Below are 23,836 nucleotides of genomic sequence, written 5' to 3'. Positions count from 1 at the left end.
GTTATTTCGTGTAGACGATTTTCGGCGCCAGAAGCGTCACTCCGGCGAAATCCTTGGTGCGGGGGAGCGTCACGCTCTCTCCGGCCTTCACGTCGCGGTAGTAGATGCCGAGGATGCCGGGCTTGCTTTTGTCGTGCGTGGTGTAGCGGATTTCGTCGTCGCGTTCGGGTTTCCAGCCGTTCAGCACGTCGGCCGTGTGGCTGTTGCGGCGTACGGCGATGTAGATGCGGCATTTCTCCCGGGCGGTCACTTTGCAGGTGAGCATCTGTTCGCCCAGCCCGGCGTCGTGTATCAGCATCTCGTAGCCGGCGAAGCGTTCGGGGAGCTTGGTCAACGGGTAAATCCGGTTGGTGAAGAACTTTTCGCCGAGGCGGAAACTCCCCACCGCGAAACCTTTGCCCGAAGCCGTCACGGCGGCTCCCGAGAGCGATTCGGCGGGCTGGCGGGCCGGAGCGGCCTTGTCGTCGGCATCGCTGCGGAAAGGGGCTACGGGGAGTCCGGCCGTATCGAAGAGATTGCCGATGGCGCCGTCGCTGAAACAGTAGCGCACGGCTGTCGGGCGGGCTACCTGTTTGCTCCAGACGACGAGCCGGTTGTTTTTGTCGTCGATGATTCCCTGCGCCGGGACGAATTTCATCGAGGCGTCGCACACCTCCAGTCCGCGGATGGCGTCGTCCTTGCAGACGATGCCCCCTTCGGCGTTGTCGAACGAGACGTAAACCTGCGATTTCCGGAACTCCGCCTGCCGGAAGGTCGGGCTTTTGTATTTCCGGCCGCTCTTGCCGTAGACTTCGGCGAGGGCGAAGCCGGCCAGCCGGTCGCCGACGCCTTGTTTGTAGCGGGGATGGATGTTCGTCACGTCGTCCACCAGATCGGAGATGACCGCCATGCCCGTCGATGGAACCGTCGCGGCGACGCGGGCCTGCTGTTCGCGGACCACGGCGCCGGAAGTGCCGCCCTCGGCGCGGGCGTGGGGGGCTATCTGCACGAAATAGAAGGGCAGCGTCCGGCCGAATACCTTGCGCCACGACTCGATCATCATCGTGAATTCATCGCCGTAGAGTGCGGCGTTCGTCTTGTTGGATTCGCCCTGATACCAGATGGCTCCGGCGAAGGTCGTGTGACGCAGCGGGTGGATCATGGCGTTGTAGAGCGAGCCGATCTGCCAGAGTTTGCTTTTCGGCTGCTCTTTCCACGAGGCGACCATCTGTGCGTTTTTGCCCATGACGTTGGCGGGGGTCCAGACCTCGACGGGAGTTCCGCCCCACGACGAGTTGACCAGTCCGACGGGCTGCTGGAGTTCATCGGCGAGGCGTTTGCCGAAGAAATAACCCACGGCGCTGAAATAGAGGGCGCTTTTGGGGGTGCACACCTGCCAGCGGCCTTCGCAGTCGTCCTGCGGATACGGGGTGCTGTTCTTCGTGACGGTGAAGAGGCGTATTCGGGGATTCATCGGGCTTTCGAGCTCTTTCTTCATGTCCACGATGCCGTTGGCTGCGCTCCAGTTCATGTTCGACTGTCCGCTGCAAAGCCATACCTGGCCGATGAGGATGTCATCGACTTTCCGGACCGCCTTTTTATTGGTGGCGAAGGTGATCGAACGGGGTTCCGCCGAGGCGGCGGGGGTGGTCAGTTCGACGCTCCAGGCCGTGTCGTATCCCACTTTGACCGTCACGGCTTCGCCCCACGAAGGGGTGACCGTCAGCGTGGCGTTGGGATCGGCCCAGCCGTGCAGCCTGACGGTGGTTTTTTCCTGAAGGACCATATGGTCGCCGATGATGGCCGGCAGCCGGAGGAACGGTTGCGCCGCCGCGGAGAGGGCGCCCAGCAGGCAGAATCCCGCGAGGAGAAGCGCTTTTCGGATGCTGTGTTTCATGGTATCTGTTTGTTTTTAAGGTTTGTGCAAGGTTCGGACGTTGTCGGGGGCGGCCGCTCCGGGTTCCCGGAACCGTTCGATGCGTTTGAATACGAGGAAATTGGCGTCGTGCTGGCGGTTCGGAAGGCCGCGGGGCTCCTCCATGGCCAGCCGGATGACGGCGATCAGGTCGTCGCCGTCGAACTGCCAGTCGATGTATTGGAAACCGTCGAAAAAGGGGTTGTCGCTTCGGATGACGATGCGTTCGACATCCCAGCGGCGGAGGTCCTCCGAACTGATGAGCGCCAGGGTGTTGCGGATCAGTCCGCAATGGATGCCGTTGGCGTAGATGCCCCCGTGGGCGAGGCCCCGGAACTCTTCGCAGACGACGGAGGTGAGCGACCAGTAGCGCTGCGACAGCGAATCGTAGCGGATGGTGAACTTCTTGCCGCCGCCCGGCATTTCGACGATGTCCCTGCGGGGATCGAACGCGAGCCGTTCGGGGCTTAACACGCGGACGATGGCCGCCGAGTGGCCGCAGGTGTGCTCGTCCACCCGCAGGACATTGACCAGCGATTGATCGGGGGCGACGACGATGTTGCCCTCGATCCACTGGCGGAACCTGTTCCCGTCTATCCACGCGGGGTCGTAGTCGAGCTGTTCGGAGCGGCTCCAGCTCGACGCCTGCATCAGATCGGCATCGACGGGTGCCGACATGACGAACGCCCGGCGTTTCTCGCCCGGCGTATTGGTTTCCATGGCACGCCAGATGCGCCCTCCGTGGACGACGACCGGAACGGGTGCCGAGTGGTATTTGCCGCGCAGGAGGATGCCTTCGTCGGAGCATGTTTCGTCGGGGAAACTCCACGTGCGGCCCATATCGTCCGAGCGGCAGATGATGATGTCGCCCTGAGGCGTGGCCGTTCCCATCATGTATAGCGCACCCTGATGGAGGAACACCGTGTAGAAATTGATCGGATAGCGTCCCCGCGACCAGTGTTTCCAGGTCGCACCCCGGTTCGTCGAGCGGTAGAAATCGACGTTCCGCTGGAGGTTCGCGCCGCTGCACGCCGCCAGATAACTGCCGTCGGGGAGGATCAGCAGATTGGGATTGGTGATGTGCGTGCGGCGCAGCTCCCGGACCTGTGCGATGACCACCCCGGGAACGGGCGCCGTACCGGCCACGCGGAGGTTTTCGGCGAAGAGCATGCAGGAGGGCCCCTCCTGCTGCGACGGGAGTTCCAGCCAGCGGCCGGGGGTGTCGTAACTCCGCCGGTAGAGCCGGTAGCGGGTTTTATCGACGAAAAATCCCTCGCCCGTGGGGAGCCATTGCGTCGTGTCGGGCCGGGCGCCGGAGAGCGCCAGCAGCAGGTCGCAGGGCTTTGACGCCCGCACCGCTTCGGGGCCCCGGAACTCCCGCAGGCTGACGGCATAGGTCATTCCTTCGAGCCGTGCGGGGAGGCTTTTGCCGAAGCGGTTGCGCTTGTATTGGGGAAAGACCTCCGCGCCGGGCTGCGCCTGACGGATGTCGATCAACCGTCCCCGGACTTCGATGATCCCCTCCCCGCGCGGGGAGGCCGCAAGGGGTTGCGGCTTTCCCGTGCAGAGAAGCAGGAGCAGCGGAGCGAGCAGTCGGATTCGGCGCATGGCGGTCAGAGGTTTCGGAAGTCGGCGATGCGCAGGAAGCTCAGGATATTGGCGTCGTGCTGGCGGTAGGGCAAGCCGCGGCGTTCGGGGCAGGCCATGCGGCATACGGCCACGAGGTCGCTGCCGTCGAACTGCCAATCGACGTATTGGAATCCGTGGAAGAAGGGGTCTTCGTTTTCGAGGACGACCTTGTAGGGAACCCACGTGATCAGATCGGTCGAGTAGCACAGCACCAGCCGGTTGCGGATCAGGTCGCGGGTGATGCCGTTCAGGTAGAGGCCGTCGTTCTTCATTCCGACGTATTTCGAGGCCGCAGGATTGGAGAGGGTCCAGTAGCGGCGGCTCTGCTCGTCGTAACGGATCGTGAATTTCTTGCCGCCCCCGGGGAAGGTGATGAAGTCGTTGGAGACGGAGAAGGTGAGTTTCGACGGGCTGGTGACGGTGACTTTGGCCGCCAGCTGGCTGGTCTGCCGGCTGCTGGCCCGAAGGATGTTGTAGAGACCGTCGGAGGTGGCGACCATGTTGCCCTCGATCAGCTCGGTGACGGTCTTTTCGTTGACGATCATTTCGTTGTCGGTGATCAGGTTGTCGGATTTCGTCCAACTCGACGCGTCGAGCAGGTCGGCATCGACGGGTGCGGAAATGACGAACGGACGTTTGATGGAGGTGTCGCTTCCGGCCGTTTCGCAGGCCCGCCAGAGGCGGCCGTCGTAGACCACCACCGGCACGGCGGCCGAGTGGAAGCCTCCGGTGAGCAGTTCGCCGTTCGTGGCGTCGGTGGGTTCGGTCCAGGTCACGCCGTTGTCCTCCGAGCGCGAAATCAGCAGTTTCTGGTTTTCGGCGCCGGCGCCCATCATGTAGAGCGCGCCCTCGAAGACGAAGAGGTTGTAGTAGTTGCGTATATGGTTGAGGGCCGTGACGTTCTCCACGAGAAGCGACCAGGTGGCGCCGCGGTCCTTCGACACGAAGAGCGCCGCGCCGTCCGTGACTCCGGTGCACGAAGCCACATAGTTCCCGTTGGGGAGGATGGCGATCGAGGCGTTGCTGACGGTGCTGCCGCGCAGTTCGGGGACCTGTGCGACGACGGTTCCCGGTACGGGATCGCAGGCGACGCTCAGGGTCTCGGCAAAGAGCATCGTGGCATATTCGCGGTCGGCCGGATCGGGGATTTCGATCCATTGTCCCGGGGTGCGGCAGACGTAGGAGTAGAGGTGATAGATGAGGTCGTTCACCGTGAAACTCTTCTCCGTGGCGCTCCACCCTGCGGCGTTCAGCCCGGAGGAGGTGGTGGCCATGTAGACCGTTTGGGCGCTGCCGCAGCGAAAAGCCTCGGCACCGCGGGCTTTCAGGAGCCCGGTGGCATAGGAGAGCGGCGTATCGAAGAGCGTTTCGATGTCCGAGTCGAAAATATAGTCGGATTGCTGGGGGAACGCCTCCTTTCCGGCTGCGAACGTCCGGATGTCGATGAGCGTTCCGCGAACCTCTACGGCCCCGGCGGGCAGAGGCGTTTCCGCGGCACCGCCGTCCTCTTTCTCGCAGGCGCCGAAAAGGAATCCGGCGAGAAGAAATAAAAGCGCTGTTTTGATGCTGTTTTTCATGGTAATGAGTTTTCGGAGTGGGGTTATTCGGTGACGGTGACGCTCTTCCGGAGCAGGATTTGTTTTTCTCCGGCCAGGGTCGTCACCGTGCCGACCACCGCTACCTGGTAGGTGCCGGGGGCGGTGAACGTGTACTGATAGCTTGCGGGCTGCTCGTCGTCGGAGCCCTTGATCACGAAGGGGCTGTCCTTGCCCACGTTCTTCGCCTCGGGGCGCGTCAGCTTCGGCATCACGAGGTAGGAATCCTTGTCAACTGTGGGTCTGAATGCGGCTCCCAGACGCAGGACATAGGGATAGCCTGTGTAGGCGAAGAGTCGGAACGGATTGGTTCCGTCGCCGGCATCGAAGGTCGGGCCCTGAACGAAAGTCGGATAGCTCGGGTCGCTCACGCCGTCCACATATTTCTGGCGGTAGATCTCCGTATAGGAGCTCTCCGACTTGTACTGGGCCCGCACCCACATGTCGTAGGAGTAGAAATAGGTGCGGCCGTTGCCGACTGTGCCCGTTTCGGGGTCGATGTAGTTAGCATCGTATTTGTCCACGTGGTAGAAAAAGGCGATCCAGCAGCTGTTGCCTTCGCCCGAGAACCAGTCCGTGCAGTCGGCCGTGCCCGCATCGGAGGGTTTGGTCGAAGTGCTGGCGGCGGGGTATCCGGGATCGACGCCGTGCACGGGCTTCTCCATGTCGAACCGGTCGGAAACATCGGTCCATGTGGCGGCGAGAATCCCCTCCTGGGTCATCGTGCCGTCGAAATCGGTCGAGTACATCACCTTGGCGGGACGGCGTTGTGTACCGCTGTTGAGCAGCATCATGAAATTCATCGTCATATCGGGCTCCTGCATCCGGTCTTTTTCCGCATAGGCGTAGTCGTGGCCCTCCTCGCCCGACCAGAAGTCCACGCGGTCGGCGATGCCCGTCATGGAAACCGTCAGGGGCTCTCCGACCTTGCAACTCAATACGGGGATTTCCGCCTCGAATTCGTCGGAGAGCACGAACTCGTCGAGCGAAAGCTCATAGGACTTGGTGTAGTGGCGGTTCGGGCGCAGCACGACCTGTTCGGGGATGGTGTAACCGTAGATCGAATTGTCGATGGCCGTCACTTCGAGGCGGAGCGTACCGGCCGGATGGGTTCCGGGAGCCGCCACCAGATAGGCGCTGGCGTAGTCCGTCTTCGTGACGGCGAGGTTCGTGTCGAAGGTCAGCGCGAGGCTCTGCGAACCCCCCCCCTCCCCGATGACGACGGGCAGTTCCGCTTCGGGATCTATGGCCCGGGTCAGGTCGATGGTTCCGGCCGGGATGGCGAGCGCCGCGGCGTCGGAGAGCAGGCGGACCTGCTTGACCGGCACCGAAGCGAGGGCGCAGTCGGCGGTCATTTTGAAGCGCAGTTCGACGATCGAGAAGACGTTGGCGAAATTGAACAGGATCGCTCCTTCGCCCACGGTTCCCGCAGGGATGTCCACCGGTGCGGCCGTCATCAGCCCGTAGCGGGCGATATGGGCCGGGGAGTTCCCCTCCGACTGGGTTTGCAGGGCCGGGAGCGAGAAGGGATGGGCCTCGGGATTCGGCGTGCGATCCGTGATTTTGGCATAGGGATAGTAGGCGTAGTAACTCTGGGCGGCGGTTTTCGTCCACGTGAAGAGTTCGTAGGAGTCCGATGCCGAGAACGAGCAGCGTGTGGCGTCGCTCTTGTAGGGGCTGGCTGTGTAGGCATAGTTGTCGCCCGAGGAGCGGCCGTCATTGCGGCCGTAGATGCCCACTTCGTCGGCTTCGGCCCAGGCGATGGAGAGCGTCCGGTCGTCGTTGGTCCCGACTTCGGTGCGGGTCGTCGCCGTTCCGCCTGCGGAGAAGAGCACCGCTTGCTTTTCGCCGGGGAGCGTTTCGCGCGGCATGGTGTCGTCCTGACTGCACGCCGCCAGGAACAGCGACGCAGCGATGATCGTAAAGGTTATGCGGTTCGTCATGGTCTTGTCGTTTTATTGGTTCCACTCTCCGGGCTGCGGCGGCGTGATGCCGCCTTCGTCCTCGATAATCCGCACCGAGACCTTTCGGATGACCTCCTTGCGGCCGTAGACGTTGGCGTTGGCCGCCACGAAGGCGATTTCATAGTCGCCCGGTTCGGTGTAGGTGTAGGCGTAGCTGCTCAGCGAAGCCTCGGCCATCGCCTTGATGCCGACGCCGAAATCGGGACCGTCGTTGATCTGGTCCATTCGGTAGATGGGTCCGCTGACGGCCCAGCATTCGCGGGAGACCGTGGGCTGGAACTCGCTGCGGAAAAGGATGCGCGAAGCGTTGATGTCGGGCAGCGAAGTGGCTCCTTCGAACGAGGCCGCCTGCACGAGCTGCCAATGTATGTCGGCGAAATCGTAGAGCGTGGAGACCGACTCTCCGGCTATGCCGTTGAACTTCGTCGCCTGGATGTTCCATTGCGTGCGGCCGTTCTTTATCGCGGCGTCGTAGGGTTCGACTACCCAGTGGAAACTGAAATAGAGCGGGGTTTCCGGGTCGGAGAAGTATTCGGTGACATTCACGTCGCCCGACAGCAGAGCGGTTATCCCGGTGTCGGTCGGCATCGTGAAACGGTCGGTGATGTCGATCCACGTGGCGGCCCGCACGGCCTCTTCGGTGTATTCTCCCGAGAAGTCGGTGGAATAGCAGACCGGGACATGCGAGGGATTGGGGTTTCCGGCCGTTCCTGCGGTGGTCGTCGTGGAGAAGGAGAAGGTCATCTCGCTGTCCGTGATCCGGTCGGTATCCTTGTAGGCGTAGTCGTTGCCCTTCTCGCCCGAGTAGAAGATGATGAAGTCGGGGTTGCCGCTGAAATGGAACCGGACGGGTTCGCCGACCTTGAAGGTTTCGGCTTCGAGCGATACGTCGAAGTGCACGTCGTCTACGTCGTCGAGGTTCTTGCGGCATCCGGTCGTCAGCACGGCGAATGCCGAAAACAACAGAAGATATTTCATTGTTCGTTTCATAATCGTTTGATTGTTCGGATGCTACCATCCGGGGTTCTGGACCAGCGCACGGTTGACACCCAGTTCGTAGGTGGGGATCGGCCATATCTCGTCGCGGCGGTTGACGTTGTTGTAGGTGCGCCGGGCGTTTACGTAGTACGAGGAGGTGTAACTGTCGGGAATGGCCGCCGCGAGGCTGCGGGCGTAGCGCATCCGGTCGTAGAATTCGCCCCAGCGCACGATGTCGTCCTTGCGGAGCAGCTCGAAGCCCAGTTCGCGCGGCCGCTCGTCCTTGATGGCCTCCAACAGGTAGCTTTTGTCGCCCGTTTCGAGATCGACGCTCGCATCCGGCGTGCCGATGTCTTTTCCGAAGCCGCGGCGGCGCACCTGGTTGACATATTCGTAGGCTTGTTTCAGGTCGTCGGCGCTGTGGTTGTCGGGGTCGGCGGCGACGCCTTCGGCCCAGATCAGCAGGATGTCGGAGTAGCGCAGCAGCGGGAAATTGATGGGCGTGTAGTTGGTCGATCGCGGTTGGCTGAGTTCGTATTCGCGGCGGAATTTGCCGCAATAGCGAACCCAGATATTCGACGTTTGTTCGGTCTTGGTGCCCGTCGTCGTGTTGTAGGTGAAGGGTGCGATGGTCCAGTCGCGCCGCAGGTCGCCGGTCTCGAAGAGCGTGAAGAAATAGGGCGTCGTGCGGATCGCGCCGATGGAGTAGCCGAAGAGATCGACGACCGATTTCCCGGTGTCGCCGATGATGTTCGTGCTTGAACAGCCGATGCCGTTGTTGCGGCCTACCATGCCGGCCGTCGTGGTGTAGGTCCCCTCGTTCGTGCCCCAGAACTCCACTTCGAAAAGGCTTTCGCCCGCATCGTACTTGTCTTGGATGTAGTTGATGAAGACCTGCTCGTAGGAGGCGTTCATCGCATGGCTTCCCGTGTCGATGACTTTCTGGGCGTACTCCTTGGCCTTGGCGTACATTCCCGGCTCCTTCACGGGGTAGCCCGCCATGTAGAGGGCCACGCGCGCCAGCATTCCGTAGACGGTCGATTGGCTGACACGGCCCGGCGACTGCAATTCGGCGGCCGTGCGGACCAGCGGAGCCGCTTCCTCCATGTCCTTGATGATTTGCAGGTAAACGTCGCGCGTGCTGCTCTGCGGCGTCTGCACGCTCTCGCGGTTGCCGTCTTCGGGGACGCTGAGGATCAGCGGGATGTTGTGGAACCGGACGACCAGCAGGAAGTGGTAGTAGGCCCGCAGAAAGAGCGCCTGCCCGTAGATGTTGTTGCGGGTGGCTTCGTCGAGCTGCGGCTTGTCGATGTATTTGATGAGCATGTTGGCCCGGCCGATTCCGTCGTAGAGGTCGCGCCAGAAGGTGAGGATCTTGGCGTCGGCGGGCGAAACATCGTAGTCGCCCACCGAACCGTAGTCCGAGGAGTAGCTTTCGTAACCGATGTCGGCAGACAGCCCCATGCGGCCCAGCAGGTTGCCGCCGTAGAGCGTCGTGTTGGCCAGCGTGGCATAGACCCCGTTGAGCGCCGTGTTCATTTCGGTTTCGTTGTTGTAGTAGTTCGACGGGGTGACGAAATCCTGCGGCTCGGTGTCCAGCAGGCTGCACGAGGCCAGGAACAGTATGCAGAGGCTTAATAAGATGGTGTTCTTTTTCATATCCGTAGGCTCCGTTAGGTTAGAAAGTGACCTTGATGCCGGCCGTGTAAATCCGGTTGCGGGCATAGGCCGAGTAGTCGAAATTGGGTGTCAGGGCCGAATTGCGGGTCGAGACCTCGGGGTCGAGGCCCGAATAGGAGGTCCAGGTCCAGAGATTCTGCCCGGCGATGAAGACCTGCACCTGGTTCAGATGGATCTTCCGGGTGAACTTCTTGGGCAGGGTGTAACTCAGCTGAAGGGTTTTCAGCCGCAGGAACGAGCCGTCCTCGATGGTCCGTGAACTGTATACGCCCGCAGGGCCTCGGCCGCCGACGCGGAAGTTCTTGCTGTCGGTGTTCGTCGGCGACCAGCGGTCTACGTAACTCTTGTACTGGTTGATGGATTTGTTGGCGTAGTTGCCTTCGAAGATGATGCGGTTGGCGTTCATCACGTCGGAGCCGTAGCGCCATTGAAAGAAGACGTTCAGACTCAGGTTCTTGTAGGTGAAGTTGTTGTTGAATCCGCCCATGTGGATCGGCTCGCAGCGCCCGATGACCACCATGTCCTGATCGTTGACCACGCCGTCGCCGTTCTGATCGACGTATTTGATGTCGCCGGGCTGGATCGAGCTGCGGTCGTTGCCGTTGGTGGCGACGCCCTTTTTCAGCGTGTAGTTGCCTGCGGCGTCCTGATCGAAATCCTCGTAGCCGTAGACCCCGGCCCATTCGATGCCGTAGAACTGCGCGACGGGCTGTCCGACTTTGGCCAGATAGAGATAGGTGGAGTTGAAGTCGCCCGTGAAGCTGATTTTCGAGAGGTAGTTCTCTTCGCCCTCGGAGAGCGCCAGCACCCGGCTGCGGTTGAAGCTGATGTTGAAATCGGAGCTCCACTCGAAGCGGCGCGTCTTGACGTTCACCGTGCTCAGAGAGATTTCCAGTCCGCGGTTGCGAACCTTGCCGATGTTCTTGTAGACCGAGCGGTATCCCGAACTGTAAGGCAGATTGGCGTTCAGCAGCAGGTCGCGGGTCTTCTTCTGGTACCAGTCCACCGTCAGGCTGATGCGGTTCTTGAAGAGGCGCAGATCCAGCCCGGCATCGACCTGCTCGGTGCTCTCCCAGATCAGGTCCTGATTGCCCAGACTGCTGGTGACGATGGCGTCGGCGGGCTGGCCGTTGTTGAACGAATAATAGTCCGAAAGGGTCAGCGACGGGTGCACCGAGTAGTCGCCGATGCGGTTGTTGCCGGTGACACCGTAGCTGATGCGCAGTTTGGCGTCGTCGATGAAGCGCAGGCGGCGCATGAACTTCTCCTCGCCCAGACGCCATGCGAAGGCTCCCGAGGGGAAATAGCCCCAGCGGTTGTCGGGAGAGAACTTCGACGATCCGTCGGCGCGGAACGAAACGGTGAACATGTAGCGCGACCGGAAGCTGTAATTGATGCGTCCGAGCCACGACATGAGGTAATTCTCCGTCAGCAGCGCCGTCATCGAGTCGGGCAGACCGTCGTCGATGCCGCTGATGCCGAGCGACTCGTTGGGGATCTGCATGCTCGAATAGCCGAAGCGCCGCTGGCTGCTGCCCTGCATCGTGAATCCGGCCACGGCGTTGAGTTTGTGGCGGCCGTTTTTCCAGTCCTTCTTGTAGGTCAACATGTTCTCGTTCATCCAGTCGGTCCGGTTCGTATTCAGCACCGAGCCGTTGACGCCCTTTGAGTTGGTGAGCGTCTGATAGCCCTTGTAGGTCTTGGAGTTGTTGAACTCGGTGGCCTCGGTGAGGAAGCGCGAATAGCCGCCGCTGATGCTCAGACGAAGGTTTTTGTGCAGGTTGTAATCCAGCTTGGCATTGGAGATGAAGGTCTGCTTGCGCGTGACCTTGTCTTCGTTCTTGCTCGACAGGATGGGGTTCATCGTCGAGGAGTTGTTGCCGTCGAAATAGTCGTCGAAAAGCTCCTCCTCCGAGTTGACATTGGTGATGACCGGGCGGTAGGCCCATGTGCGGTACATCAGGTACGAGGCATAGGCGTTGCTCGTCGTCAGGGCGGAAGACGAGGTCTGTCCGTAGGTCTTGTCGCCCATGTAGCTGGCGTTGACGGTCACCTTGGCGTTCTTGTTCAGCTGCTGGGTCAGCGAGATGCGGCCCTGATACTTCTCGTATCCCGAGTTGAGGATCACGCCCTTCTGGTCGGCCATCGAAAGCGAAACGGCATACTTGGTCTGCTTCGTGCCTCCGGTCATCGAGAGGTTGTGCATGTGGATGGCCGCGTTGCGGAAGAGCTTGTCCTGCCAGTCGATCCCCTGCCCCATCCGCTTGTAGTCTTCGAGCGTGCGGTCGAGGTTGTTCAGATAGGTGTCAACGCTCGACGGCTGGCGCTCGATCTGGTACATGACGAAATCGTAGGCGTCCATCATGTCCATCTTCTTGGTCACGGTCTGGAATCCGTAGGTTCCCGAGTAGGTGATGACGGGCTTGCCCTCCACACCCTTTTTCGTCTCGATGATGATGACGCCGTTGGCGCCGCGGGCTCCGTAGATAGCCGTCGCCGAGGCGTCTTTCAGCACCGTGATCGAGGCGATGTCCGCCGAGTTGATGGCGGCGTTCGAGAAGTCCTCGATCGGGAATCCGTCGATGACGTAGAGCGGTGCGTTGCTTTGGGTGAGCGAATTGGCGCCGCGGATGACGATGTCCATTTCGGCTCCGGGCTGTCCGTCGGACGACGAGACCGAGACTCCGGCCAGGCGTCCCTGGAGAGCCTGATCGAAGTTCATGACCGGGGCTTTCACCAGATCCTCCATCTTCACGCTGCTCAGCGTTCCGGTGATGTCTTTGCGGGCCTGTCCGCCGTAGCCGATTTCGATGACGACTTCGTCGATGGCGCTGGCCGACTCTTCGAGGGTGACGTCGATGCGCGTGCGGTTGTTTACGGCGACCTCCTGTTCGGCGTAGCCCAGCAGCGAGAATACCAGCACGTCGCGCGCCGACGCCTGGATGGAGTAGCTGCCGTCGCCGAGCGTGGTCGTTCCGCGGGTCGTTCCCTTCACGAGGACGACGGCTCCGGCGATGGGCTGTTTGCCCGGATTGGTCACCTTGCCTTCGACTTTGCGAGGTGTCTGGGCCGATAGCGGCGTCGGGCTGCCTCCTGCGAGGAGCAGGAGCAGCAGCACGGCGCGGCATATCATCTGTATGGGTTTCATAGGTCGATGGTTGTAGGTTTGGGTTGTGGGTCGGTTAACGGTAGACGGGTCCGTAGTTGTTGCAGGCGCGGTAGTCGGACCCTTCGGGGTCGGAGCCGAAGGCGGCCCAGGCCGAGGGACGGAAGATCTTCTCCTCGTCGATGTTGTGCATGCAGACCGGGATGCGGAGCATCGAGGCGAGCGTGATGAGGTCGGCTCCGACGTGTCCGTAGGTGATGGCCCCGTGGTTGGCACCCCAGTTGTTCATCACGTTGTAGACGCTCTTGAAAGCTCCCTTGCCCGTCAGCCGGGGTGCGAAATAGGTTGTGGGCCACGAGGGGTCGGTGCGTTTGTCGATGTGCTCGAAGATCGCCCGATCGACGTTCACGGCCCACCCTTCGGCGATTTGCAGCACCGGACCCTGGCCTTTTATCAGGTTCAGGCGGCACATCGTCACCGGCATGTCGCCGCGCGTGAAGAACTTCGACGAGAAACCGCCGCCGCGCATGTATTCGCGGCCGGCCGGGTGCCAGGTCGTCGCTTCGAGGCATCGTTCGGCCTCCTGTTCGGTGATCTCCCAGAAAGGTTTCATCACGGGGTTGCCCTCGGCGTCGGACATCGCGCCCGAGGCGTCCAGCGTGCTGCTTCCCGAGTTGATCAGGTGGATGATGCCGTTCGCGGCCTTGCCCGTCAGTTTCCTGCCCGTGGCGCGCTCTACGGCTTCGGGGCTCCAATAGGTGCGTACGTCGGAGAAAAGCTGCGCCTGATTGGTCAGCAGGTGCATGAAGAGCATCGAAACGCCGTTCAGCGTGTCGTTTTCGGTGGCGAAGGTGTAGGCTTCGCGGATGCCGTTCCAGTCGAACGACGTGTTGAGGATGGCCTCCGAGAAGTCGCCGTCGGGGCGGAAGTCGGTCCACTGGCGCTGGCCCTGGAAACCTCCGGCGATGGCGTTGTGCCCGGCGGCCTCCTCTTCGAAGCCCATTTCGGCGAGTTTCGGATTGCCGACCATCAGGTCGCGGAAGATCATCGTCATCTTGACCACATACTCCCACACCTCGTCTTTCTTTTCGCGCGAATAGCGGAGGTGTTCCGGGTTGAGGTCCTCGCCTTCGTGCGTCTTGCAGTGCTTTTCGACCCAGGCCATAGCCCGTTCGAACTCTTCCTTGTCATAGATGCCCAGTTCGATGCGGCGCGCGATCTCTGAGCAATCGACGGCTTCGTTGCGCATGCCCAGATACTCCTGGAAGAAGTCGGGATCGGGCATCGAACCGGCGATGCCCATCGACACGGAGCCGATCGAGAGGTAGGATTTGCCGCGCATCTCCATGACGGCGACGGCCGCGCGGCCGAAGCGCAGCAGCTTTTCCTCCACGTCGGGGGTGATGCTGTTGTCGTCCTGCTCCTGCACTTCGGAGCCGTAGATGCCGAATGCGGGCAGCCCTTTCTGGTTGTGTCCGGCCAGCGCCGAGGCGAGGTAGACGGCTCCCGGACGCTGGGTCTTGTTGAAGCCCCAGATGGCTTTGGGCATCAGCGGGTCCATGTCGATGGTTTCGGAGCCGTAGCACCAGCAGGGGGTCACCGAGAGGACGGCTCCGACGTTGTTGTCGCGGAATTTGTCGGTCGCGGCGGCCGCTTCGGCCACGCCGCCGATCGTCGTGTCGGCGATGACGCATTCGACGGGTGCTCCGTCGGCATAGCGCAGTTTCGCGGCATAGAGTTTCGCAACGCTCAGGGCCATGCCCATGGTCATCTCTTCGAGGGATTCGCGGATACCGCCGCGGCGGCCGTCGATGATCGGACGGATACCGATTTTGGGATGTGAATTTTTCATGATTGTACGTTTTAAGATTTTATCTGTTTTTGTAAGTTTTATGAATTTCGTGAGTTGGAAGTCTGTCGGCAGATTGCTGCGATCGGGTTCCATCGGCGGATCTTCGTGTCTGCCGGGACGCATCGGTCCAGATGCTTTCCATCCGCCAGGCGTCGAGCGAAAGTATTTCGGCACTGTTGCCTGTGGTGCGGACCGAGATTCCCTTGCTGTCGTCCCGCTCGGGATAGGTTCGCAGCGTAACGCTTTGCCGGTCGTTGACGAAAACTTCGACGATGCTTCGGTCGATGAACACCCGCAGTTTCAGTTTTTCTCCTTTGGCGAATGACAATTCGGCCGTTTCCGGGGGCCGGGATGCGAAAAGAGGGGAACGTGAACCGTGGGTATTGTCTATTGTGATGGTACTGGTGGGCGTGTGGTTTTCGTATTCCCGGGTCGGTTTTCCCATGTCACGTTGGAAAAGAATCCGGGTGTGTTCCTGTCCGTCCGGGGAGCGGAGGACGGACAGTTCGAAAGTTTTTGTTTTCCCGAGGTCTATTTCCATCGAAATTTCCAGGGCATCTCCCGTTATTCCGTCCAGTATGGTTTCCTGATTGGCGGGCACGGCGATATGTTCCAGCCGAATGTGATCGCGGCGCAGCGATTCCACGGCGTCCCAGGGACGGACGCGCAGGGCGCCTTCCTCCCATGTCAGAAGGCGCGGAAGGGTCATCATCTCGGAAAAATCGTCTTTGCGGGGGAATCCCGGATTCGTGTTGAACAGGACGACGATACCCCCTTTTCCGTCCGGGCAGGCCGATGGTGCATGTATGCCTCCTCCTTTGGCGGGTCCGTGGTTGAAATTTCCTCCGTCCGTGACGATGAACTTCTGACGCTGTGTGTCGTAGTTGCCGATCAGGTATTTGCCTCCGCTTTTGTGGCTGAAATGAAGGAGGATGTGCTCGCCTCCGTTACCGATGGGATAAAAGTAGGGACAGGCTCCGTCGTCGCCCACGAAAGCATAGGGATCGGTGTCGATGAACGGATGGAGATACTCCCAGCGGAGAAGATCGGGCGAGCGGTAGAGGTATTCGGCAAACATGCGTTTGCCGCCGGGACCGGAGTCCGAGTAACCGCCCAATATGGCGTAATAGTGCTTGTCGCAGTACCACAGAAACGGGTCGCCGCCCCGGGCGAAGACCGGCTGTTCCTTTTCGGGATCGAGATCCGGAATGACGGGATTGGCTGCCGGTTTGCGCCAGTTCAGCAGCAGGGGGTCGCGCGAGACAGCGACCATCTCCCCCTGCCCGACACCCCGGTACATGGCGATGACGCTGTCGCCCTGAATCAGCGTCGAACCTGAATATACCCGTTCTTCGATGGAAGGGGCGATGGCGATCGGAAGGTCTTTCCAATGGATCAGGTCGGGACTGTAAGCGTGGCCCCAATGGGCAATGGGATTCTCGATGGGATACGCCTGGTAGAACAGATGCCAGTTGCCGTTCCAATAGCAGAGTCCGTTGGGGTCGTTCAGCCGCCCTTCCGGGGCGGAGAAGTGGTAGAGCGGGCGGTATTTGCCCGACGAAAGTCGTTCCCGCGTTTGAGCATAGCGGTGCAGAAGCGGATTTCCGGCCAGCTCTTGCAGCTGGTCGGATAATCCGTCGCTGAACGTGTACATCGTGACCCTGTCGGCGGCAGGCGTTTGCTGAGCTGTCGCCGAAAGTCCCGGAAGAAGGGTCGTCAGTACGATGAGGAAAAGCGCGATTTGTTTTATATCGGTATTCTTCATGTTGCGGCTGTATCTGTTTTACCAGCTTAAATGCTCGCGTTCCAGAAGGTAGATGCTTCCGCGTTCGTCGCCGACTACCACGTTGGGCAGCCCGTCCGTGATTTTACCGATCATGCCGGTGGACGCTCCGCAGCCGTGGTGTCCGAAACGGACGAGTTCGCCCTTGTATTTCAGCTGTTTCGGAAATTCGAAGACCGGGTCCGCTTCTGTGCCTGCATTGCGCAGGAATAGCAGTGTGGCTCCCCGGAGCGGTTTGGGACGGCTCCAAGGTATGCCGCGTATCGTGTCCGGGATCATGTGGTGCATATTGGTCGCCAGCAGCAGGTCCTTGATGCCGTCGCCATCCCAATCCACGATTTCGAACCGCAGGCGCCCTTTGCCGCCGGCTTCGAGCCAGTTGGCCTTGACGGACGAACCGTCGGTCAGTTTCATCTTGCCGCCGTCGGTGAGATTGTAGTCGTCCTCCCGGAAGTAGCGGTGGATTTCATCCTGATCGTCGAGCGTGAAATAGACGTATTTGCCGGCCATTGTCCCGACGCCCGGACGGCAGCGCCACATGCCGTGGAGTTCGAGATCGTTCAGATAGATGGATTTCCCCGCTTTCAGGCCGTTCGCGCCCTGCATGAATACGGTATGTTTGCCGCGCGAGTCGTTGGTCAGGATGTCGGGCTTCCCGTCGTTGTTCCAGTCGAATACATTGGCGCCGACATATCCCCATCGGGATTCGCCGGGCCCCTGGATGTCCTCGCCGTAACCCGGTTGAATGTGGATGATCTCATTGCCGGCTTTCAAATAAGTTCCCGAGCGGAAAGAGGGATTCCGGTTCGTGCCCGCGTTGCGGAAAAAGAGAATGTGTCCTGCCGAATTGCCGCAAACGATGTCCAGTTTGCCGTCGCCGTCCCAATCGACGAGCGTCGGGGTGACGAGCGAACCGGCATACAAAGCGGGGTTTTTCTCTTTCAGGGTGACGGGATCGTCATATACGGGTCGTCCGTCGGAGGCGAATTTCCCCGTGAAGCGGTAATAGAACGCTCCGCCCTCGCCCGTTGCGAGCAAATCCACGTACTCTCCCTGTTCGTTCGGGTAGACGACGGGCGTCGGCCAAATGGTCGGATGGCGCAGCGCATTGAACGTTTCATCCACGATATGACGTTTGGGTTCACAGGTTCCGTCGGCCTTTCGCTTCAGAAAATAGAGTCCTCCGTAGGACGAGCCGGTGATGATCCCGTCCTGTCCCGGGTAGCGGATCACGTCGATGCCGTTCGAGGACCCGAAGATCTCTTTCTCGGAGGCGGCGATGAACTGCGGTTCGGAGGCCGTGCCTTTCGGGAATTTCGGGTAATTGAATGAAAAGAATCCGTCCGCACCGAAACGGCCTCGCCATACGCCTGTTCCGTCGTATGGGAAATAGTCGGCCGCGCGCCAGTTTCCCGGAGCTTTCGTTGACGATACGATGGTGCAGGAAGCACTGACCCGCAGCGAACCGTCGTCCGGCAATTCGACCGTGATGTTTTTCGGGTTCCATTTCATTTCCGGCAGGGGAAGAGCGCCTTTTTCAAGGAATGCAGCCTTTTTCGCATCGTATTCCGCGTATTTCAGCTCTTTGTCGGAGCACCAGAAGAGATAGATTTGTTTTCCGCGCTGGCGGATACATATTTTGGCGAGAGCGCCGTCGGGTAACTTTATCCGCTCTTTCCGTTCGAAGACGGGAACGCCGTCTTTTCCCCGGTCCACGCAACTGTACCGGAAACATTCGTTCTTGTAATATTTGTCGCCGAGCATGAACAGATCGGGGTGTTTCGGATCGTCCAGAAAGGCTGTCCCGAGTATCCGGGCCGAGATGCTGTGCAGGGCGAAATCCCCGATGCCGGTTACATGCAGGCGGCATTCCAGCACTTCGGGGTTGGCCGCCTGAACGGAGGCCCCGGTCCACAGGCCGAGGAGCGTCGTAAGCAGGAATCTGATCGGAATTTTCATCGTTTTGTTTTCGATTAATCGGCCAGTGTGATGACGACCATGGTTAGCGACAGCGAATGGTTCAGGGTGTAACGTGTCGGATTTGCGATCCGAACGGGCAGCAGCAGGATTTGGCCGACAGGGTAGTCCGCGAATATTTCCGCATTGTGCAGGACAAGTTGTGTCGTCGCTTCGCGGCTGCCATTCGGAATGGTCAGCGTTTCCGGCAGTTTGTCGTAGTATTTCTTGTCGAGCAGTACGCCCGTCTTGTAAATGTCGTATTTGCTTCCGGCATTTCCGCTCTGGGCGTATTGTTGGGCCGAGGTGAGGGAGTCCTTGTCGATCAGCAGATCGACGGTCGCCGATTCCTTGGGCGCCGTACCGGCCCGGTAGATGCCGAGCGTCGTCTGCGTGCGTTTGCTCGGGGTGGCTGTAACCGCTTCCTTGCTCAATTTCAGCGTGAGATTGTTGTCTGTTCCGAGATTGTGAGTGGCCTGGGGCATGTAGATCAGCGTGGAACCGTATTCATCCCCGATTGCCGAATCGGAACATGAAATATAGCCGGCAGTCGATGCGATGGTACAGAGAAATATCAGAATTCTTTTCATGGGTAAATCTTTATAACGTATCTGTGAATAAGCTATTTGTATGGTGTTACCAGCCCGGATTCTGCTCGATTTTTCCGGCAGACCGGAGAATCTCGCTTTGAGGAATCGGATAGAGCATCATTTTTTCCTGGAACGTGCGGGTCCCGACGATTTTGGTTGCATAGGTGAACCCTGTTTCGGTTTTCGTGATGCTTACACCCTTGACGGGCACTCCCAGGGCGGATTCGGCATCTGCCTTGCCCCAGCGCCGCACGTCCCAGAACCGATGGTCTTCGAAGGCCAGTTCGATCCGGCGTTCGTGTTTGATCCGGTTGCGCATCTCCGTCTCGTCCGATGCCGTTACGGGCGGCATCCCGACGCGGCCCCTCACCTCGTTCACGGCCCAGCGGGCTGTTTTGCCGTCTCCGAACGGATCGGTGTCGGGTCCGTAGGCTTCATTCATCGCTTCGGCATAGTTCAGGAGAATCTCGGCGTAGCGGAACAAAATCCAGGAGTGAACGGAGGTCTGGTTTTTTTCGAGGTCGAGTCCGTCGGTCAGGAATTTTTTCAGATAATATCCGGTGGTCGTCGCCTGCGTCACGCCGCTGCCGTCCGCTCCCCCGTCGTAGCATTGCATGGTGCGTCCGTTCCATTGCGAATCGTTCACGACGATGCTGTATTGCAGTCTCGGGTCACGTCCGGCGTAGGGATCGTCTCCCGGCGTCAGCGAATTCCAGTCGAAGGGGGTTCCGTCCGCATTTTCATAGGCGTCCACCAGATTGGCCGAAGGACAGGTTCCGGTCTTGCCGCCGTTCGTGGAGATGGGATAATTGTCCGTTTCGGGCGTGTTGTTCGCACCGGTCATGTAGGCGAGGATCACCTCTTTGCTCTGGTGCGAGGTCGTACCGGAAAACAGATTGCCGTAATTGCCTTCCAGTGTGTATTTGGAGAGCTCGATCAGGTCGTGGGCGGCCTGCGCAGCCTCTTTCCAACGCTCCGTGTCGCCCGAGGGATTGTTCTGCGGGCTGGCCCGGTAAAGCAGAATGCGTGATTTCAGCGCAAGAGCGGCACCCTGCGTGAAGCGGCCGTACTGTTTCTGGTCGTAGGCATACCAGTCGTCTTCCAGTTCGTCGTTGTCCAGCACGTCGTCGATCTCCCCGACGATGTGCGTTACTACCTGATCGTAGGTGCTTCGCTCCATGTCCGGATGCGATTCCAGACTGTAAAGTTTGTCGATGAGCGGCACACCGCCGAATCGTTTCAGCAGTTCGAAATACATGTAGGCGTTGAGTATGCGCGCCTCTGCCCGCAGCGCTTTCAGGTCGGCGCATTGGGTTTTGTAGGTGTTGAGCTTCGAGGCCGTGGAGGTATCGCGCAGGATGATCGTTTCGTAGTTCTCGCTGTTTTGGAGGAACAGGGCGGAAAGCCGGATGGCCCGGTAGCAGTCGCTCCAATTATTGTCCGGATTGGTGACGGCGTTCCACGTGCCGAGCTGGAATTTCTCGATGTCGGACCCGATCGGGGCGTGGTCCGCCTCGTCTGTCGCTGCGGCGAGCATGGCTCCGTCGATCCGGTTGTAACCCGTGGGGAGGTAATCGTAGAGCATCATCCCCTGGCTTTTGAGATTGGTATATGCTTGCGAGGCGTTTTTGTCGGTCAGATCGAGGTCTACCTTGTTGTCGGGTAACAAGCCTTCGCAGGCGGACATGGAGAGCACGGCCAGTCCGGCAAGAGCCATGCGTATCGTTTTGATGGATATGGTCAGTTTCATGCTGTCAGAAGTTAAGATTCAACCCGATTTTGAATGTTCTCATCAGCGGATAACCCGTTTGGACTTCGGCGTCTCCGGCTTTGAGATGGTCTGCTGCGCAGAGGTTGGTGCCCGTGAAATAGAGGCGTATCTTGTCGATCCCGACCCTGCTGAGCAAATGTCTGGGAAGGGTGTAGCCCAGCGTGATGTCGCTCAGGCGGAAGAAATTGCCGTTGCGCAGCCAGAAGGTCGAATTCTGCCAGTTGTGGGTGTTGGAACCGGCGGAAAGACGCGGATAGGTGGCGCTCTTACGGGTGTCGATTCCCTGTTCGGGATAGTAGGCCCAGCGTTCGAGCGCCCATTCGGTGACGTTGCCGGTACCGTTCTGGAAGGCGTTGTTCCGGGTATTCATCACGCCTATGGTGCGATGGGCGGCTCCGTAGCCGGAGATTTTGAGGTCGAAACCCTTGTAAGCCGCACCGAGGGTGATGCCGTAGGTGATCTCGGGAACGGCCGTGTAATGTCCTGCCTGGTAGGCGATGTCGTTGTCGTCGATATAGCCGTCCTTGTTCAGGTCCATATAACGGATGTCGCCCGGCTGTACGTCGGCATAGAGCGATTGGGGCGCTCCGGGAGCGTTGATTTCGTCCCATGACTGGAACAGCCCGTCGGCTTGCAGCACGTTGAACGTTCCGATAGGATGGCCTGTCCGGCGCTGGTATGCGTAAGCGGTCGGGGCTTCGTTCATGTTGATGATCTTGTTGCGGGCGAACGAGAAAATAGGATTGACGTAATACGAGAATTCACCGATCCGGTCGCTCCAATCGAGACTGATTTCGACACCGCGGTTGGAAGTTTTGCCCTGATTGATGTTCGTATCCGAGAGGATGCCGAAATACTCCGGGACATTGGCTTTCGTGAGGATGTCGTAACGCCGGTCGTAGAATACGTCGATCGAAACATTCAGCCGCTCGGAGAAGAAGCGTCCGTCGATTCCGATGTTCGTACGCAGGAGCTTTTCCCAGGAAGCGTCGGGATTGGCGATGTAGTATTCGTAGAGTGCGTTCATCGCGGCGGTTCCTTCCCAGCCGAAGCAGGGGCCGATATCCTTGCTCTTGTAGTACTGCTGGTACATGAAGTAGTTGGATGCTGTCTCCAGGTCGGCCATTCCGATCAGTCCTACCGAGCCTCTCACTTTCAGATAGTCGATCCAGTCGTTTTCTTTCAGGAATTTTTCGTTGGAGGCCACCCATGCCAGCGAAAGGGAGGGGAACCATCCGATGTTGTCTTTCGGGGAGTAGGGCGACATGCCGTTGACGGCATATCCGATCTCTGCGAAATACCGCGAATCGTAGCTGTAATTGAAGTGGCCGGAGAATCCGCGGGTGTAGGTCGGCACCTGGGTCCCCTCTATGGTGTATTTGTCGCCGTGATAACCGAATGAGCCCGATACACGGTGCTTGCCGAACTCCCGTTCATAGGTCAGCGCGATTTCCGTGTTGAGCCGGCTTTGGGCCGCATTGCGGTTGTTGCCGGTGTTGGAGATGGTGAAATCGGTGTCCTGCGTGCCTATGGTGGAATATTGGAGCGCGCCATCGGAGATGTAGGGTGCAAAACGCTGATAGTCTTTCGTCTTGTAGTAATACTGGCCTTGGTGATTGTAGAGCGAGATTGTCTCCGTCAGCCGCAGGCCTTTGGTGATGAAACTCAGATCTTCCCCGATGGTGACGGTAGCCTGCACATTCCGGTAGTGGAAATGCCGGAATCCCGTTTCCAGCACCGATCCGATCGGGTTGTCGGGATAGATGACCGTGCCGCCGTATCCGCCGGGAGTCCGGGCCGGAAAGGCATTGGCGGGGTATTTCACCATGTTGGTCCAGAGGGTTTCGGTCGAATAGTTGGGGGTGTAGCGGTCGGAAATGTCGCCGCCCACCGATGCTGCAACGTCGAAAATCTTTCCCAGCCGGGCGTCGATGTTCGCCCGGTAGTTGAATTTCTGGAAATTGAGATTGGAGTTCACATCGCGGTCCTTGTCGGTGTTTTTGTACAGACCGTCGATGTTCTGGTAACCCAGGGCCAGAAAATAACGCACCGTTTTGCTCCCCCCGGAGAAACTGACATCGGCGTTGGTTGCCGGGGCGAAGGAGCGAAGCACCTCGTCGTGCCAGTTTACGTTTGGATAGAGTTGGTCGTAATGTTCGATCGTGCCGTCGTTCCCGTTCTTATAGGCATTGAGCTGTGCTTCGGTGTAGTATGGGTTCCATCTGCCGAGATCGTTGCTGACCGCTTCGTTGTAAAGGGAGGCATAGGTGTACGAGTCGATGAACTTGGGCAGCGATACCGCTTCCTGCCATCCCTGGTTGAGACTTACTTTCACCTTGGGTTTCCCGATCGAACCGCGTTTGGTCGTAATCCAGATCACGCCGTTGGCTCCCTTTATTCCGAACTGGGCCAGCGCTCCGGCGTCTTTGAGTACGGATATGGACTCGATTTCCGTGGGGGAAAGACGGTCCATCGGGGCTTCGAACCCATCGACGTAGATCAGCGGCTTGCTGGTGTTCCACGAACCGAGGCCGCGGATATAGAATACGGGGGAATCGTTGCCCGGTTCGCCGGAGGTTTGTTCTACGGTCAGTCCGGGGAGCTTGCCGGAGAGTATCCGGCCCGCATTCGATACGAATTCGTCGTTCAGCTCGTCGCCCTGTATGGTCGAAACGGCGGATGCCATCCCAAACCGGCTGCGGATGCCGGCAGGGGTCGAAAGGCTGCGTTGAAGATCGTCCTCTTTCAGCGTGACGGTCATCTTGTCCGAAAGGCGATCGAGGATCTGGGGCATGTACCCCGGCATTTCGATCCGCAGGGAGGTGGCGTCCTCGATGCGGAACCGTCCTTTGTTGTCCGTTGTCGCCGTTTTGCTGCCGGCTGTGACGATGGCGCCTGCGATCGGGAAACCCGATTCGTCCACGACATGTCCCTGTGCGGTGCGTTGTGCATAGACCTGGCCGCCTGCCAGCAGCATCAGGCCCGTTAAGGCGCCGCATATCGTGGTTCTGAGGTTGTTTTTATGTTTATTCATCGAA

General features: G+C 59.6%; 13 protein-coding genes. All 13 read right to left on the bottom strand.

The annotated features are described in order from the left end of the window. Nucleotide 1 precedes the first annotated feature (1 nt). The 13 genes from NQ519_RS06880 to NQ519_RS06820 are packed head-to-tail and all read right to left on the bottom strand — an operon-like array spanning nucleotide 2 to nucleotide 23,832. Entirely contained in the window at nucleotides 2–1,876 is a 1,875-nt protein-coding gene (locus NQ519_RS06880) for a sialate O-acetylesterase (RefSeq protein ID WP_019151907.1), read from the bottom strand. 15 nt (nucleotides 1,877–1,891) lie between these two features. Then, on the bottom strand, nucleotides 1,892–3,502 hold the full coding sequence (locus NQ519_RS06875) for a sialidase family protein (RefSeq protein WP_019151908.1): 1,611 nt from the start codon (nucleotides 3,500–3,502) through the stop codon (nucleotides 1,892–1,894). 5 nt (nucleotides 3,503–3,507) lie between these two features. Further along, nucleotides 3,508–5,100 carry a sialidase family protein gene (locus NQ519_RS06870; protein WP_019151909.1) on the bottom strand — a complete coding sequence of 531 codons (1,593 nt, stop codon included), beginning with the start codon at nucleotides 5,098–5,100 and terminating at the stop codon, nucleotides 3,508–3,510. A 23-nt stretch (nucleotides 5,101–5,123) separates the two neighbouring features. Beyond that, nucleotides 5,124–7,061: a DUF5017 domain-containing protein gene (locus tag NQ519_RS06865; protein ID WP_019151910.1), complete on the bottom strand. Its 1,938-nt coding sequence runs from the start codon at nucleotides 7,059–7,061 to the stop codon at nucleotides 5,124–5,126. Nucleotides 7,062–7,073: 12 nt separating this feature from the next. Beyond that, entirely contained in the window at nucleotides 7,074–8,072 is a 999-nt protein-coding gene (locus NQ519_RS06860) for a DUF5017 domain-containing protein (RefSeq protein WP_044118784.1), read from the bottom strand. 21 nt (nucleotides 8,073–8,093) lie between these two features. Then, on the bottom strand, nucleotides 8,094–9,719 hold the full coding sequence (locus tag NQ519_RS06855) for a RagB/SusD family nutrient uptake outer membrane protein (RefSeq protein WP_019151912.1): 1,626 nt from the start codon (nucleotides 9,717–9,719) through the stop codon (nucleotides 8,094–8,096). 19 nt (nucleotides 9,720–9,738) lie between these two features. After that, the gene (locus NQ519_RS06850; RefSeq protein WP_019151913.1) at nucleotides 9,739–12,888 is read right to left on the bottom strand and encodes a SusC/RagA family TonB-linked outer membrane protein; all 3,150 of its coding nucleotides are present in this window, start codon (nucleotides 12,886–12,888) and stop codon (nucleotides 9,739–9,741) included. A gap of 34 nt (nucleotides 12,889–12,922) precedes the next feature. After that, a complete protein-coding gene (locus tag NQ519_RS06845; RefSeq protein WP_019151914.1) occupies nucleotides 12,923–14,698 on the bottom strand; it encodes an L-fucose isomerase in 1,776 nt (591 codons plus the stop codon). 19 nt (nucleotides 14,699–14,717) lie between these two features. After that, complete coding sequence (locus NQ519_RS06840; RefSeq protein WP_019151915.1) at nucleotides 14,718–16,463, bottom strand: glycoside hydrolase family 32 protein; 1,746 nt, start codon at nucleotides 16,461–16,463, stop codon at nucleotides 14,718–14,720. Nucleotides 16,464–16,481: 18 nt separating this feature from the next. Then, entirely contained in the window at nucleotides 16,482–18,440 is a 1,959-nt protein-coding gene (locus NQ519_RS06835; RefSeq protein ID WP_019151916.1) for an FG-GAP repeat domain-containing protein, read from the bottom strand. Nucleotides 18,441–18,454: 14 nt separating this feature from the next. Next, nucleotides 18,455–19,027 carry a DUF1735 domain-containing protein gene (locus tag NQ519_RS06830; RefSeq protein WP_019151917.1) on the bottom strand — a complete coding sequence of 191 codons (573 nt, stop codon included), beginning with the start codon at nucleotides 19,025–19,027 and terminating at the stop codon, nucleotides 18,455–18,457. 46 nt (nucleotides 19,028–19,073) lie between these two features. Further along, nucleotides 19,074–20,777, bottom strand: a complete 1,704-nt coding sequence (locus NQ519_RS06825) for a RagB/SusD family nutrient uptake outer membrane protein (RefSeq protein WP_019151918.1) — start codon at nucleotides 20,775–20,777, stop codon at nucleotides 19,074–19,076. Nucleotides 20,778–20,781: 4 nt separating this feature from the next. Continuing rightward, nucleotides 20,782–23,832, bottom strand: a complete 3,051-nt coding sequence (locus NQ519_RS06820; protein WP_083871154.1) for a SusC/RagA family TonB-linked outer membrane protein — start codon at nucleotides 23,830–23,832, stop codon at nucleotides 20,782–20,784. Between the last annotated feature and the right edge of the window lie 4 nt (nucleotides 23,833–23,836).

The organism is Alistipes senegalensis JC50 (genome assembly GCF_025145645.1).
Lineage (GTDB): Bacteria > Bacteroidota > Bacteroidia > Bacteroidales > Rikenellaceae > Alistipes > Alistipes senegalensis.
Note: the sequence above shows the minus strand (reverse complement) of the source record. Positions and strands in the feature narration are given on the sequence as shown.

Bases quoted from the DNA above. Each gene is read 5' to 3' on its own strand.
- NQ519_RS06880 (WP_019151907.1), bottom strand. From the start codon at position 1,876: ATGAAACACAGCATCCGAAAAGCGCTTCTCCTCGCGGGATTCTGCCTG.
- NQ519_RS06860 (WP_044118784.1), bottom strand. From the start codon at position 8,072: ATGAAACGAACAATGAAATATCTTCTGTTGTTTTCGGCATTCGCCGTG.
- NQ519_RS06820 (WP_083871154.1), bottom strand. From the start codon at position 23,832: ATGAATAAACATAAAAACAACCTCAGAACCACGATATGCGGCGCCTTA.
- NQ519_RS06835 (WP_019151916.1), bottom strand. From the start codon at position 18,440: ATGAAAATTCCGATCAGATTCCTGCTTACGACGCTCCTCGGCCTGTGG.
- NQ519_RS06845 (WP_019151914.1), bottom strand. From the start codon at position 14,698: ATGAAAAATTCACATCCCAAAATCGGTATCCGTCCGATCATCGACGGC.
- NQ519_RS06825 (WP_019151918.1), bottom strand. From the start codon at position 20,777: ATGAAACTGACCATATCCATCAAAACGATACGCATGGCTCTTGCCGGA.
- NQ519_RS06855 (WP_019151912.1), bottom strand. From the start codon at position 9,719: ATGAAAAAGAACACCATCTTATTAAGCCTCTGCATACTGTTCCTGGCC.
- NQ519_RS06865 (WP_019151910.1), bottom strand. From the start codon at position 7,061: ATGACGAACCGCATAACCTTTACGATCATCGCTGCGTCGCTGTTCCTG.
- NQ519_RS06840 (WP_019151915.1), bottom strand. From the start codon at position 16,463: ATGAAGAATACCGATATAAAACAAATCGCGCTTTTCCTCATCGTACTG.
- NQ519_RS06850 (WP_019151913.1), bottom strand. From the start codon at position 12,888: ATGAAACCCATACAGATGATATGCCGCGCCGTGCTGCTGCTCCTGCTC.
- NQ519_RS06870 (WP_019151909.1), bottom strand. From the start codon at position 5,100: ATGAAAAACAGCATCAAAACAGCGCTTTTATTTCTTCTCGCCGGATTC.
- NQ519_RS06830 (WP_019151917.1), bottom strand. From the start codon at position 19,027: ATGAAAAGAATTCTGATATTTCTCTGTACCATCGCATCGACTGCCGGC.
- NQ519_RS06875 (WP_019151908.1), bottom strand. From the start codon at position 3,502: ATGCGCCGAATCCGACTGCTCGCTCCGCTGCTCCTGCTTCTCTGCACG.